The sequence below is a fragment of the Actinokineospora spheciospongiae genome (assembly GCF_003182415.1).
Taxonomy (GTDB): domain Bacteria; phylum Actinomycetota; class Actinomycetes; order Mycobacteriales; family Pseudonocardiaceae; genus Actinokineospora; species Actinokineospora spheciospongiae.
In genome coordinates this window covers 605,373-617,577 of record NZ_QHCP01000002.1, presented here as the reverse complement: position 1 = coordinate 617,577, position 12,205 = coordinate 605,373, and the positions used below count along the sequence as shown (strand labels likewise).

The 12,205-nt window shown below is 72.4% G+C and carries 11 protein-coding genes; all 11 read left to right on the top strand.

Going from position 1 to position 12,205, the window contains the following annotated elements:
• Positions 1-2: 2 nt before the first annotated feature.
• Positions 3-215, top strand: a complete 213-nt coding sequence (locus DFQ13_RS06500; protein ID WP_035281931.1) for an MbtH family protein — start codon at positions 3-5, stop codon at positions 213-215.
• A 78-nt stretch (positions 216-293) separates the two neighbouring features.
• Entirely contained in the window at positions 294-1,607 is a 1,314-nt protein-coding gene (locus DFQ13_RS06495) for a lysine N(6)-hydroxylase/L-ornithine N(5)-oxygenase family protein (RefSeq protein WP_110079156.1), read from the top strand.
• A complete protein-coding gene (locus DFQ13_RS06490) occupies positions 1,604-2,401 on the top strand; it encodes a siderophore-interacting protein (RefSeq protein ID WP_110079155.1) in 798 nt (265 codons plus the stop codon). The genes DFQ13_RS06495 and DFQ13_RS06490 overlap by 4 nt, the downstream gene beginning before the upstream one ends.
• Positions 2,398-5,829: a non-ribosomal peptide synthetase gene (locus DFQ13_RS06485; protein WP_110079154.1), complete on the top strand. Its 3,432-nt coding sequence runs from the start codon at positions 2,398-2,400 to the stop codon at positions 5,827-5,829. The genes DFQ13_RS06490 and DFQ13_RS06485 overlap by 4 nt, the downstream gene beginning before the upstream one ends.
• A 41-nt stretch (positions 5,830-5,870) precedes the next feature.
• Positions 5,871-6,857: an alpha/beta fold hydrolase gene (locus DFQ13_RS06480; RefSeq protein ID WP_110079153.1), complete on the top strand. Its 987-nt coding sequence runs from the start codon at positions 5,871-5,873 to the stop codon at positions 6,855-6,857.
• 48 nt (positions 6,858-6,905) lie between these two features.
• On the top strand, positions 6,906-7,691 hold the full coding sequence (locus DFQ13_RS06475) for a PIG-L family deacetylase (protein ID WP_035281935.1): 786 nt from the start codon (positions 6,906-6,908) through the stop codon (positions 7,689-7,691).
• 117 nt (positions 7,692-7,808) lie between these two features.
• Complete coding sequence (gene mgrA / locus DFQ13_RS06470) at positions 7,809-8,837, top strand: L-glyceraldehyde 3-phosphate reductase (RefSeq protein WP_035281937.1); 1,029 nt, start codon at positions 7,809-7,811, stop codon at positions 8,835-8,837.
• A gap of 177 nt (positions 8,838-9,014) precedes the next feature.
• Complete coding sequence (gene ectA / locus DFQ13_RS06465) at positions 9,015-9,521, top strand: diaminobutyrate acetyltransferase (protein WP_052021098.1); 507 nt, start codon at positions 9,015-9,017, stop codon at positions 9,519-9,521.
• 27 nt (positions 9,522-9,548) lie between these two features.
• Positions 9,549-10,796, top strand: coding sequence for a diaminobutyrate--2-oxoglutarate transaminase (gene ectB / locus DFQ13_RS06460; protein WP_035281941.1), 1,248 nt, complete (start codon positions 9,549-9,551; stop codon positions 10,794-10,796).
• 43 nt (positions 10,797-10,839) lie between these two features.
• Complete coding sequence (locus DFQ13_RS06455; RefSeq protein WP_035281943.1) at positions 10,840-11,241, top strand: ectoine synthase; 402 nt, start codon at positions 10,840-10,842, stop codon at positions 11,239-11,241.
• Between the two features lie 22 nt (positions 11,242-11,263).
• Complete coding sequence (gene thpD, locus DFQ13_RS06450; protein WP_110079152.1) at positions 11,264-12,166, top strand: ectoine hydroxylase; 903 nt, start codon at positions 11,264-11,266, stop codon at positions 12,164-12,166.
• The last annotated feature ends 39 nt before the right edge of the window (positions 12,167-12,205 follow it).

Sequence of the window (12,205 nt, the reverse complement as noted above, 5' to 3'; positions counted from 1 at the left end):
CCATGACGAACCCGTTCGAGGACAACGACGGCACGTACCTGGTGCTGGTCAACGCGGAGAACCAGCACTCGCTGTGGCCCGCGTTCGCCGACGTGCCCGCCGGGTGGACCGTCGCGCACGACAGCGACACCCGCGCCGGGTGCCTGGCCTACGTGGAGGAGCACTGGACCGACCTGCGCCCGGCGAGCCTGGTGCGCCAGACCACAGACCGGTGATCGCGGGGGGCTCCCCCTGGGCAACTGTTTAGGTTAGCCTCGCCTACGTTGGGCAGCGTCGGCCAGAAGGGAACGGTTGTGAGCAGCGAGGTGTACGACCTGGTGGGAATCGGGTTCGGGCCGTCGAACCTGGCCCTGGCGATCGCTGTCGACGAGCACAACCGGCGCAACCCCGGGGAGGCGCTGCGCACGGTGTTCCTGGAGAAGCAGGCCGACTTCGGCTGGCACCGGGGGATGCTGATCGGCGACGCCACCATGCAGGTGTCGTTCCTCAAGGACCTGGTCACCATGCGCGACCCGGCCAGCGACTTCAGCTTCCTGTGCTACCTGCGCGACCGCGGGCGGCTGGTGGACTTCATCAACCACAAGACGATGTTCCCGCTGCGCACCGAGTTCCACGACTACTTCGAGTGGTGCGCCGCCCGCGTCGCCGACCAGGTCGCCTACGGCCGCGAGGTCGTCTCGGTCCGCCCGGTCGAGGTCGACGGCGAGGTCGCGTACTTCGACGTGGTGGCCCGCGACGGCGACAACGCCGTCACCTACCGGGCGCGGGACATCGTCGTCGCCACCGGGCTGCGCCCGCGGCTGCCCGTGGACGCCATCCCGTCCGAGCGGGTGTGGCACAACATCGAGCTGATGCACCGGGCCACCGCGCTCGCCGAGTCCGCGCCCAAGCGGGTCCTGGTCGTCGGCGCGGGCCAGAGCGCGGCGGAAACGGTGGCGGAACTGCACTCCACGCTGCCGGGCACGACCGTCACGGCCGTCTTCGCCCGCTACGGCTACGCCCCCGCCGACGACAGCCCCTTCGCCAACCGCATCTTCGACCCGGAGGCGGTCGACCACTTCTACACCGCCTCCGACGACGTCAAGCGGATGCTGCTCGACTACTCGCGCAACACCAACTACTCCGTCGTCGACATGGACCTCATCGAGGAGCTGTACCGGCGGGAGTACCGCGAGCGGGTCAGCGGCAAGAAGCGCCTCGACATCCGCAACGCCTCCCGCGTCACCTACGCCCGCGAAACCGACGACGCCGTGTACGCCACGGTGGAATTCCTCCCCACCGGCGAGACCGAGGTCCTGGAGTGCGACGCCGTCGTCTACGCCACCGGCTTCCTCCCCGGTGACGTTTTCGACCTGCTCGGCCGCGCCTCGACGGTGTGCACCCGCACCCCGGAGGGCAAGGCCGTGCTGGGCCGCGACTACCGGCTGGAGACCGCGCCCGGCGTCACTGCGGGCATCTACGTGCAGGGCGGTTCCGAGCACGCGCACGGCATCACGGTGACGCTGCTGTCGAACACGGCGGTCCGCGCGGGCGAGATCCTGGCGTCGCTGCTGCGCCCGGCCGAGGAGCGGGTCGCCGAACCCCTCCTGGTGGAGGTCGCGCTGTGACCGCGATCCTGCGCCCGCCGCTGGCGATCACCTCGGCGGAGGTGGTGTCCGTCGCCGACCTGACCCCGAGGATGCGCCGCATCACCCTGGGCGGCCCGGGCCTCGACGGCTTCGCGGGCGACCACCCGGCGGACGCGATCAAGCTCCTGTTGCCGCCCGGCGGCGTCGGCGCCCCACCGGTCGCCTCCTGGGGCGCCGACGGGCTCACCCTGGCCGACCCGGCGGCGGAGTTCGAGCTGCGCACCTACACCGTGCGCCGGTTCGCCGCGGGCCTGCTCGACGTCGACGCCGTGCTGCACGGCCACGGCCCCGGCACCACTTGGGCGCGCTCAGCGGCGGTCGGCGACCCGGTCACCTTCCTGGGCCCCCGCCGAGACTTCCCCGACGACCTGGCCGAGTCCGCCCCGGAGCTGCTGCTGGTGGTGGGCGACGAGACCGCCATCCCGGCCGCCGCGGGCATCGCCGAAGCGCTCCCCGAGGGCGGGCGCGCGGTGTTCCTGCTGGAGGTCGACGACGACGCCGACGAACTGGCACTGACCTCCCGGGGCTCGCTGTCGGTCACCTGGCTGCACCGCGGCGGCGGCCGGTCACTGGCCGACGCGGTCCGCGCCGTGGCGCTGCCGCCGGGCCGCACCCGCGCCTGGGTCGCGGCGGAGAGCGGTGTCGCGGTGGGGTTGCGCCGGGTGCTGCGCCGCGAACTGGGCCTCGGCCGGGGCGACGTCACCGCCTTCGGCTACTGGCAGCGCGACCGAGTCGCCGACGACATGGACGACGTGCCCGAGGAGCCGAGTTGATCCCGCCCCACCCGGCCGCCACCCCCGACCCGGCCAACCGCCACATCCCGTTCCCGCTCAACGACCAGCAGCAGGCGTACCTGCTCGGCCGCACCGGCGTGTTCGAACTGGGCAACGTCTCCACGCACGCGTACTACGAGTACGAGGGCCACCTCGACCCGGCCCGGTTCACCGCCGCCTGGCGCCGCGCCATCGCCCGCCACGACGTCCTGCGCACGGTCATGCTCCCCGACACCAACCAGCAACAGGTCCTCGCGGACCCGGGCGAGTTCACCCCGGTCCTGCGCGACCTGCGCGGCACCGACCCGCAGCCCACCCTCACCGAGATCCGCGACCGCCTCTCCCACGAGGTCCGCCCCGCCGACCAGTGGCCCCTCTACGCGGTGGAGATCACCCTCCTCGACGCCCCCACCGCCCCCGGTCCCCCACCGCACGCCGCAGCCGATCCCGGCTCCTCGGCCCACCCCGCCGCCTCCGGCCCCTCAACCCGACCCGCCGCCCCGGCAGACCCGGCAGACCCCGCCGCCTCCCAGCCCGCCACGACCCAGCCGGGCGCCCCGACTTCACCCGACTCAGCGACACCGCACGCCCCGAGTTGTCCACAGGCAAGATCCACACCGCCCACGAACCCCGTTCCCACAGGTAGAATGGCCTCAGGGACGGCAATCCCCTCGGGAGGGTGGGGGCTGGGGATGGAACGCGCGCGCGAGGAATTCTGCCGCGTGCACGTCAGCTTCGACGCCCTGGTGCTGGACTACCTGAGCTGGCAGCTACTCATCGCCGACCTCACCCGCTTCTACGCCGACCCCGACCTCGACGTGCCGCCGCCGGGCATCGGCTTCCGCGAGTACGTGCTGGCCGAGGCCGAACTCGCGGGCACCGACCGCTACCGCCGGGCGGCGGACTACTGGCGGGCGCGCATCCCCGAGCTGCCGCCCGCGCCCCGCCTGCCCACCGCCGTCGACCCCGCGACGGTCCGGCACCCGCGCTGGTCCAGCCGCCTGGACACCCTGCCCGCCGACGACTGGGCGGCGGTGAAGCTCGCCGCGGCGAAAGCCGGGCTGACCCCGACCGTGCTGTGCCTGGCCGTGTTCGCCGAGGTGCTGACCGCGTGGAGCGAGTCCGCGCGGTTCTCGGTCAACGTGCCGAGGATGAACCGGTTCCCGCTGCACCCCGACGTGAACGGGCTGCTGGGTGAGTTCGCGTCGTTCTCGCTGCTGGCGGTGGACAACCGCGAACCGGCGCCGTTCGTCGAGCGGGCGAAGGCGTTGCAGAAGTCGTTCTGGGCGGACCTGTCGCACCAGGAGTTCTCCGGGGTGCGGGTGTTGCGCGAGCTGGTGAAGGCCGGTGGTGGGACTCGCGGCGCGGTGATGCCGGTGGTGCTGACCTCGACGATCGGGTTCACGGCGGGGGAGAACCCGCTGCTCGGTGAGCGGCTGCCGCGGGTGTTCGCCATTTCGCAGACCCCGCAGGTGTACCTGGACGTGCAGATCGAGGAAACACCCGCCGGGCTCGTCTACAACTTCGACTCCGTCGACGGGGTGTTCCCGGGCGGACTGGTCGGCGAGCTGTTCGCCGCCTTCGGCGCGGTGCTCGCCCGGCTGGTCGACCCCGCCGCCTGGTCCACCGTGGACTTCGGGTTGGCCGGGCCGAGCCGGGTCGACGGGCCGGTGCGCGACATCCCGGAGGAACTGGTGCAGGACGCGTTCCTGCGCCGGGTCGCCGAGCACCCGGACAAGGTCGCCGTCCGCTGCGGCGAGACCGCGCTGACCTACGCCGAGCTGCACGAGAAGGCGCGGCGGATCGCGTCCTGGCTGCGGGTGCGCGACGTCGACGGGCCGGTGGCGATCGTGCTCGACAAGGGCTGGGAGCAGGTCGCCGCCGCGTACGGGGTGCTGCTCGCCGGGTCGCCCTACCTGCCGATCGACGCCGCCGCGCCCCAGGCCCGCATCGCGGCGATCACCGCGCAGGCGGGCGTGTCCGTGGTGCTCGACCGGGCCGCCGTGGCCGTCGCGTTCGCCGAGGACGTGGTGGACTTCCCCGCCTCCCGGCAGACCCCCGACGACCTCGCCTACGTGCTGTTCACCTCCGGCTCCACCGGCACGCCCAAGGGCGCCATGATCGGCCATCGCGGCATGGTGAACGCCTTGGGCGCCACCGTCGCGGAGTTCGGCGTCGGCCCGGACGACGTGGCCCTGGCCGTCACCGCGCTGCACCACGACATGTCCACCTTCGACCTGTTCGGCGTGCTCGGCGCGGGCGGCGCCCTGGTCGTGCCGACCGCCGACCGCGACGCCGAGCACTGGGCGGGCCTGGTGCGCGAGCACGGCGTGACCGTGTGGAACTCCGTCCCGGCCATGGCGGAGATGCTGCTGGAGGTGAGCACCCCGCGGCTGCGGCTGGTGTTCCTCGGCGGCGACTGGGTCCCCCCGCGCGTGGTAGCCCGGCTGGGCGAGGCCACCGTGGTCTCCGTCGGCGGCCCCACCGAGACGACGCTGTGGAACATCTGGCACCGGGTGAGCGCCGACGACCTCGCCTGCCCGACCATCCCGTACGGGCGGCCGATCGCGAACACGGCGTACCGGGTGCTCGACGAGCGCGGGTTCGACCGGCCGGTGGGTGTCGCGGGTGAGCTGCACTGCGCCGGACCCGGGGTGGCCCACGGGTACTGGGGCGACCCGGAGCGGACCGCCCGCTCCTTCGTCGAGGTCGACGGCGAGCGGTGGTACCGCACCGGCGACCTGGGCAGGCTGCGCGCCGACGGGGTGCTGGAGTTCGTGGGCCGGGCCGACGCGCAGTTGAAGGTGCGCGGGATGCGGATCGAACCCGGCGAGGTCGAGTCCGTGCTCGCCGCCGTGCCCGGGGTGCGGTCCGCGGTCGTCGTCGGGGTGCCGAACGAGTCCGGCCCCGGCCACCGCGCCCTCGCCGGGTACGTCACCGGCGCCGTCGACCCCGAGGCGGTGCGGGCCGCGGCGCGGGCGGTGCTGCCCGAGCACATGGTGCCCGCGACCGTCGCCGTGCTGCCCGAGCTGCCGCTGACCGGCAACGGCAAGGTCGACCGCGCGGCGCTCACCGCCGCCGTCCCGGCCGCCGCCGAGCACGTCGAACCCGAGGGCGCGCTCGCCGCGACCATCGCCGACACCTGGGCCGACGTCCTCGGCGTCGACCGGATCAGCGCCACCGCCGACTTCTTCGCCCTCGGCGGCGACTCGCTGCTGGCCACCCGGGTCCTCGCCGAGCTGCGCGAAGCCCTGGACACCCCGGACCTGCCGCTGATGGCGCTGTTCGGCACCGGCACCGTCGCGGGCATGGCCGAGGCGCTGCTCGCCGCCGAGGCGGAACCGGGCAGGCTCCTGCGCGTCGCCGAGCTGTACCAGGAGGTCATGTCCCTCAGCGACGACGAGGTGGCCGCGGAGCTGACCCCGTGACCCCGGCTACCGTTGGCGTTCCGCCGAGGAGGGGACTGGACATGGCCGACCGGATTCCGACGCCGTGGGTGCGCTGCTTCGCGCAGCGACCGGGGGCCGCGCGCACCCTGCTGTGCTTCCCGCACGCGGGCGGGGCGGCCAGCTCCTACCGCGGCTGGACCGCGCACCTGCCCGAGGACGTCGAGCAGTGGGTGGTGCAGTACCCGGGCCGCGAGGACCGGATCGCGCACGCCGTGGTCGACGAGATGGACGCCCTGGTGGACGCGGTCGTGGCGGCCGTGGAACCCGCCCTGGGCGACCGGCCGGTGGTCGTGTTCGGGCACAGCATGGGCGCCTCCGTGGCGCACGAGGTGGTGTTGCGGCTGGCCGAGCTGCGGCCCGGCCTGGTGCGGCGGCTCGTGGTGTCCGGTCGGCCGGGGCCCGCGGACCAGAAGCCGCGCGAGGAGTTCGTGCACCTGCGCGACGACGCGGGCGTCACCGCGGAGCTGACCGCCCTCGGCGGCACCGCGGCGGAGGCGTTCGCCGACCCGCAGCTCGCGGCGATGCTGCTGCCGGTGATCCGCAACGACTTCGCGCTGATCGAGCGGTACCGGCCGGGCGGCGCGGTGCTGGACCTGGAGGTCGTGGCGATCACCGGGGACGCGGACCCGTCGATGGCGGCGGAGACGGTGGACTCGTGGGCCGCTGCCACCACCGGGCCGTTCACCCGGCACGTCCACCCGGGCGGCCACTTCTACCTGTACGACCACCTGCCCGCCGTCGTCGAGGCGGCGCTGGCACCGGAGAGGGGAGCGGGCGTGTCGTCGGACGCGTTCTCGGTGGAGGGCCTGCGGGCCTCGGTGGCCGAGGTGCTGGGGGTGCCGGTCGAGGAGGTCGGCGCGGACACCGGGCTGTTCGAGCTGGGGCTGGACTCGATGCGGATGATGATGCTGTCGGTCCGCTGGCAGGCGCTGGGGGTCGAGGCGCCGTTCGCGGACCTGGCGGAGAACCCGACCGTGCGCGCCTGGTCGCGGCTGCTGTCCGCCTGACGCCTCCTGTTCCCCTTCTTGTCGGGCGGTGCCGCTAACGTTCGGCGCATGGCGACCCTGGTGACGTTCCACGCGCATCCCGACGACGAGTGCATCTCCTGCGGCGGGGTGATGCGCAAGGCCGCGGACGAGGGGCACCGGGTGGTGCTGGTCGTGGCCACCCGCGGCGAGGTCGGCGAGGTCCCCGACGGGTTCCTGGGCTCCGGTGAGGAGCTGTGGGAGCGCCGGGTCCGGGAGACGCACGCCGCGGCCGAGGTGCTGGGGGCCGCGCGGGTGGAGTTCCTGGGCTACGTGGACTCCGGGATGATGGGGGAGCCGACCAACGACGCCCCCGGCACGTTCTGGACCGCGTCGGTGGAGGAAGCGGCCGAGCGGCTGGCGGTGATCCTGCGCGAGGAGTCCGCCGACGTCCTCACGATCTACGACGACAACGGCGGCTACGGGCACCCCGACCACATCCAGGTGCACCGGGTGGGGCAGCGCGCCGCCGAGCTGGCCGGGACCGCCCGGGTGTTCCAGGCCACCATGAACGCCGACCACATGCGGGCCGGGATGGCCGCGGCCAAGGCCGCCGGGGACCTGACCTTCGACGTCCCCGACGAGGACTTCGACATGGGCAAGCCCGCGTCGGTGATCACCGCCGCGGTGGACGTCACCGCCTACCTCGACGTCAAGCGCAAGGCCATGCGCGCGCACGCCAGCCAGATCGCGGAGGACTCGTTCTTCCTGGCGATGCCGGACGAGGGCTTCGCCCACGCCTTCGGGACCGAGTGGTTCATCCGCGAGGGCCAGGGCCCGGGCATCACCGAGACCGACCTGATGGCCGGGCTGTAGCCGCTGCCGGGGGGCGCGGTCCGCCCTGCGGCCGGAACCTTGTCACCGTGTGACAATCGGCCCAGGCGGACCGCCCCGAGGAACGGGCGCCGCGCGTTCCACCAGCAGAGGAGAACCATGCCGTACCTGGCCGAGGACAGCCGCTACGACCGGATGCCCTACCGGCGCACCGGGCGCAGCGGGTTGAAGCTGCCCGCCATCAGCCTGGGGCTGTGGCACAACTTCGGCGACGACCGGCCCTACGAGACCGGCCGGGCGATCCTGCGCCGGGCCTTCGACCTCGGCGTCACCCACTTCGACCTGGCCAACAACTACGGCCCGCCCTACGGCACCGCGGAGGCCAACTTCGGCCGGGCGCTGCGCGACGACCTGCGCCCCTACCGCGACGAGCTGGTCATCTCCACCAAGGCGGGCTACGACATGTGGCCCGGCCCGTACGGGGACCACGGGTCGCGCAAGTACCTGCTGTCCTCTTTGGACCAGTCATTGACCCGCATGGGCCTGGACTACGTCGACATCTTCTACTCGCACCGGTTCGACCCGGAGACCCCGCTGGAGGAGACCGTCGGGGCGCTGGTGTCGGCCGTGCAGCAGGGCAAGGCGCTCTACGTCGGCATCTCCTCGTACTCGCCGAGCACCACCCGGCAGGCCGCGGAGATCCTGCGCGGCGCCGGGGTGCCGCTGCTGATCCACCAGCCGTCGTACTCGCTGCTCAACCGGTGGATCGAGGCCGAACTGCTCGACACCCTGGGCGAGCTGGGCGCCGGCTGCATCGCGTTCTCGCCGCTGGGCCAGGGGATGCTGACCGACAAGTACCTCGACGGCGTGCCGGAGGGGTCGCGGGCGAGCCGGGACTCGTCGCTGAGCACGGACCTGCTGTCGGCGGAGAACCTGGCGCGGGTGCGCGGGCTCAACGGGATCGCGCGGGAGCGCGGGCAGAGCCTGGCGCAGCTCGCCATCTCGTGGGTGCTGCGCGACCGGCGGGTCACCTCCGCGCTCATCGGCGCGAGTTCGGTGGCGCAGTTGGAGGACAGCCTGGCCGCGCTGGACGCGCCGCCGTTCACCGACGCCGAACTGGCCGCCGTCGACGAGTTCGCCGTGGATTCCGGGATCGACCTGTGGGCGTCGTCCCGCAACGCCGGGTAGGGCATGACGGCGTTCACCCGGTGAGTCGGGGTTAACACGGCTCCGGTGAGGAGGACAACCGTACTGTTGTCCTCCTCACCGGGGTTTTCGCTTTCCCGCAGGTGGGTGGCGGGTTCCGCGGACCGCGCCCCCTGACCGCCCGAAAATTTCCTGTTACGTTTCCCCGGTATGTCGGGCATGTCGAAAGACCGCGTGATCGAGCAGCCGTCCACAAAGGACGGCTGTGAGCTGTGGCGGATCGCCCGCGACTCGCGGGTGCTGGACCTGAACTCGTCCTACGCCTACCTGCTGTGGTGCCGGGACTTCGCGGGCACCTCGCTGGTGGCCAGGGTGGACGGCCGGGTGGTCGGGTTCGTCATCGGCTTCACCCGCCCCACCGAACCGGGAACCGTTGTGGTGTGGCAGATCGCGGTCGACGCCGACCAGCGCGGGCAGGGGCTGGCCGCCGCGCTGCTCGACGAGTTGGCCGCCGCACTCGCCCCGCGCGGGGTGCGCACCGTCGAGACCACCATCAGCCCGGACAACGCCGCCTCGATCGCCCTGTTCACCGCCTTCGCCCGCCGCCACCGCACCGACATCGACCGCGCCGAGCTGTTCGGCGCCGACCACTTCCCGGACGAGCACGAGGCCGAGGACCTGTACCGCATCGGTCCACTGGACACCCGCGTGCCCGCGTCCGCCTGAAAGTCCTCCTGGGAACGGAGATCTGCCATGAGCGTGTTCACCAACCTCGAATCCGAGGTCCGCAGCTACTCCCGCGGTTGGCCGGTCGTGTTCGACCGCGGTGTCGGCAGCGTGCTGCACGCCGAGGACGGCACCCCGTACCTCGACTTCTTCGCCGGGGCCGGGGCGCTGAACTACGGCCACAACAACCCGGTGCTCAAACGGGCCGTCCTCGACTACATCGAGCGCGACGGCGTCACGCACTCGCTGGACATGAACACCGTGGCCAAGCGCGACTTCCTGGAGACCTTCGAGAACGTGGTGCTCAAGCCGCGCGAGCTGGACCACAAGGTCATGTTCCCCGGCCCCGCGGGCGCCAACGCGGTGGAGGCCGCGCTGAAGCTGGCCCGCAAGGTCACCGGCCGCCAGTCGATCATCAACTTCACCAACGCCTTCCACGGCATGACCCTCGGCGCGCTCAGTGTCACCGGGAACTCCCTCAAGCGCGGCGGCGCGGGCATCCCCCTGGTGCACGCCACTCCGATGCCGTTCGACAACTACCTCGACGGGCAGGTCCCCGACTTCCTGTGGTTCGAGCGGCTGCTCGCCGACAGCGGCAGCGGGCTCAACGACCCCGCCGCGGTCATCGTCGAGACCGTGCAGGGCGAGGGCGGCATCAACGTCGCCCGCGCCGAGTGGCTGCGCGCGCTGCAAGACCTGTGCAGGCGCCACGACATGCTGCTCATCGTCGACGACGTGCAGATGGGCTGCGGGCGCACCGGCCCGTTCTTCAGCTTCGAGGCCGCGGGCATCACCCCGGACATCATCTGCCTGTCGAAGTCCATCGGCGGCTACGGGTTCCCGCTCGCGCTGACCCTGCTGCGCCCCGACCTCGACGTGTGGGAGCCCGGCGAGCACAACGGGACCTTCCGCGGCATCAACCCCGCGTTCGTCGCCTCCACCGCGGCCCTGCGCGAGTACTGGACCGACGACACCCTGGAGAAGGGCACCCTGGCCAAGGGCGAGCAGGTCGGCCGGGTGCTGACCGGGCTGGCCGAGGCGCACCCCACCGCCGACCTGCTGCCCAGGGGGCGCGGGCTGGCGCGCGGGCTGCGGTTCGCCGACGGCGGCACCGCTTCGGCGGTGTGCGCGGCGGCCTTCGAGCGCGGCCTGCTGATGGAGACCGCGGGCCCGGACGGCGAGGTCGCCAAGGTCATGCCGCCACTGACCACCACCGACGAGGAGCTCGAGCGCGGCCTGGGCGTCCTGGTCGACTCGGTCGCCGCCGTGCTCTGACCGCCCCGCCCACCGACAGCCACCCCGGCAGGAGGAGGAAAGCATGATCGTCCGCACCCTGGACGAGATCACCGGCACCGACCGCGACGTGGTCACCCCGAACTGGCGCAGCAAGCGCATCGTGCTGGCCGGGGACGGGGTCGGTTTCTCGGTGCACGAGACCGTGCTGGAAGCGGGCTCGGTGAACGACTTCTGGTACGCCAACCACATCGAGGCCGTGTTCGTCACCGCGGGCGAGGGCGAATTGCTCGACAAGGAGACCGGTGAGACCCACCGGCTCGCGCCGGGTTCGCTGTACCTGCTCGACGGCCACGAGCACCACCAGTTGCGGCCCACGACCGAGATGCGCACCGTCTGCGTGTTCAACCCGCCGGTGACCGGCCGCGAGATCCACGACGAGGACGGCGTCTACCCGCTGCTCGTCGAGCCGACCACCGACCGCTGAACGAGAGCACCGAGGAGTACCCGTGACCGCTCTGGGCACCAAGACCGAGGACCGCTACCGCACCCGCACCGCCCGCGCGCTCGACCCGGTCGACCGCGTGGAACCCACCGTCTGGCCGGGCGTCGACGGCCCGATCGCCGACCCCACCCTGGCCGCGCACGACCGGGACGGGTACTCGACCCACCCCGACCTGCTCAGTCCTGCCGAGGTGCATACCCACCGGCAGGAGCTGGACCGGCTGGTGGCCGACCCGGAGTTGCGCGCGGACGAGCGCACCGTCGTCGAGCGCTCGACCGACCAGGTGCGGTCGATCTTCGAGGTGCACCGGATCAGCCCGCTCATCGCCGAGCTGGTGCGCGACCCCCGGGTCCTGGACCGGGCCAGGCAGGTCCTCGGCTCCGAGGTGTACGTGCACCAGAGCCGGGTGAACTTCATGCCCGGGTTCATCGGCCGCGGCTTCTACTGGCACTCCGACTTCGAGACCTGGCACGCCGAGGACGGGATGCCCACCCCGCGCGCGGTCAGCATGTCGATCGCGCTCACCGACAACCACCCGTTCAACGGTGGCCTGATGGTCATGCCCGGCTCGCAGCGCACCTTCGTGCCGTGCGCGGGGGAGACCCCCGACGAGCACTACCGGGCGTCGCTGACCGAGCAGGAGATCGGTGTCCCGAGTCACACCGCGATCACCGCGCTGGCCGACGCGCACGGCATCGACCAGTTCACCGGCCCGGCCGGGTCCGCGCTGCTGTTCGACTCGAACCTCATGCACGGGTCCGGCAACAACATCACCCCCTTCCCGCGCTCGAACATCTTCGTGGTGTTCAACAGCGTGGAGAACGCGGTGGTGGAACCGTTCGCTGCCCCGTCACCCCGGCCGGAATTCATCGCGGCGCGACAAAACAGCGGGGAACCACTGCGCTGACCAGGTGACCCGTCTGTTTCCCGACGAGTGCGCACTGTT

What these genes read in the sequence shown, in the direction of transcription:
- DFQ13_RS06500 (WP_035281931.1), top strand. Translation starts at nt 3, where the DNA reads ATGACGAACCCGTTCGAGGACAACGACGGCACGTACCTGGTGCTGGTC.
- ectA (WP_052021098.1), top strand. Translation starts at nt 9,015, where the DNA reads ATGTCGAAAGACCGCGTGATCGAGCAGCCGTCCACAAAGGACGGCTGT.
- DFQ13_RS06455 (WP_035281943.1), top strand. Translation starts at nt 10,840, where the DNA reads ATGATCGTCCGCACCCTGGACGAGATCACCGGCACCGACCGCGACGTG.
- mgrA (WP_035281937.1), top strand. Translation starts at nt 7,809, where the DNA reads ATGCCGTACCTGGCCGAGGACAGCCGCTACGACCGGATGCCCTACCGG.
- DFQ13_RS06480 (WP_110079153.1), top strand. Translation starts at nt 5,871, where the DNA reads ATGGCCGACCGGATTCCGACGCCGTGGGTGCGCTGCTTCGCGCAGCGA.
- DFQ13_RS06475 (WP_035281935.1), top strand. Translation starts at nt 6,906, where the DNA reads ATGGCGACCCTGGTGACGTTCCACGCGCATCCCGACGACGAGTGCATC.
- ectB (WP_035281941.1), top strand. Translation starts at nt 9,549, where the DNA reads ATGAGCGTGTTCACCAACCTCGAATCCGAGGTCCGCAGCTACTCCCGC.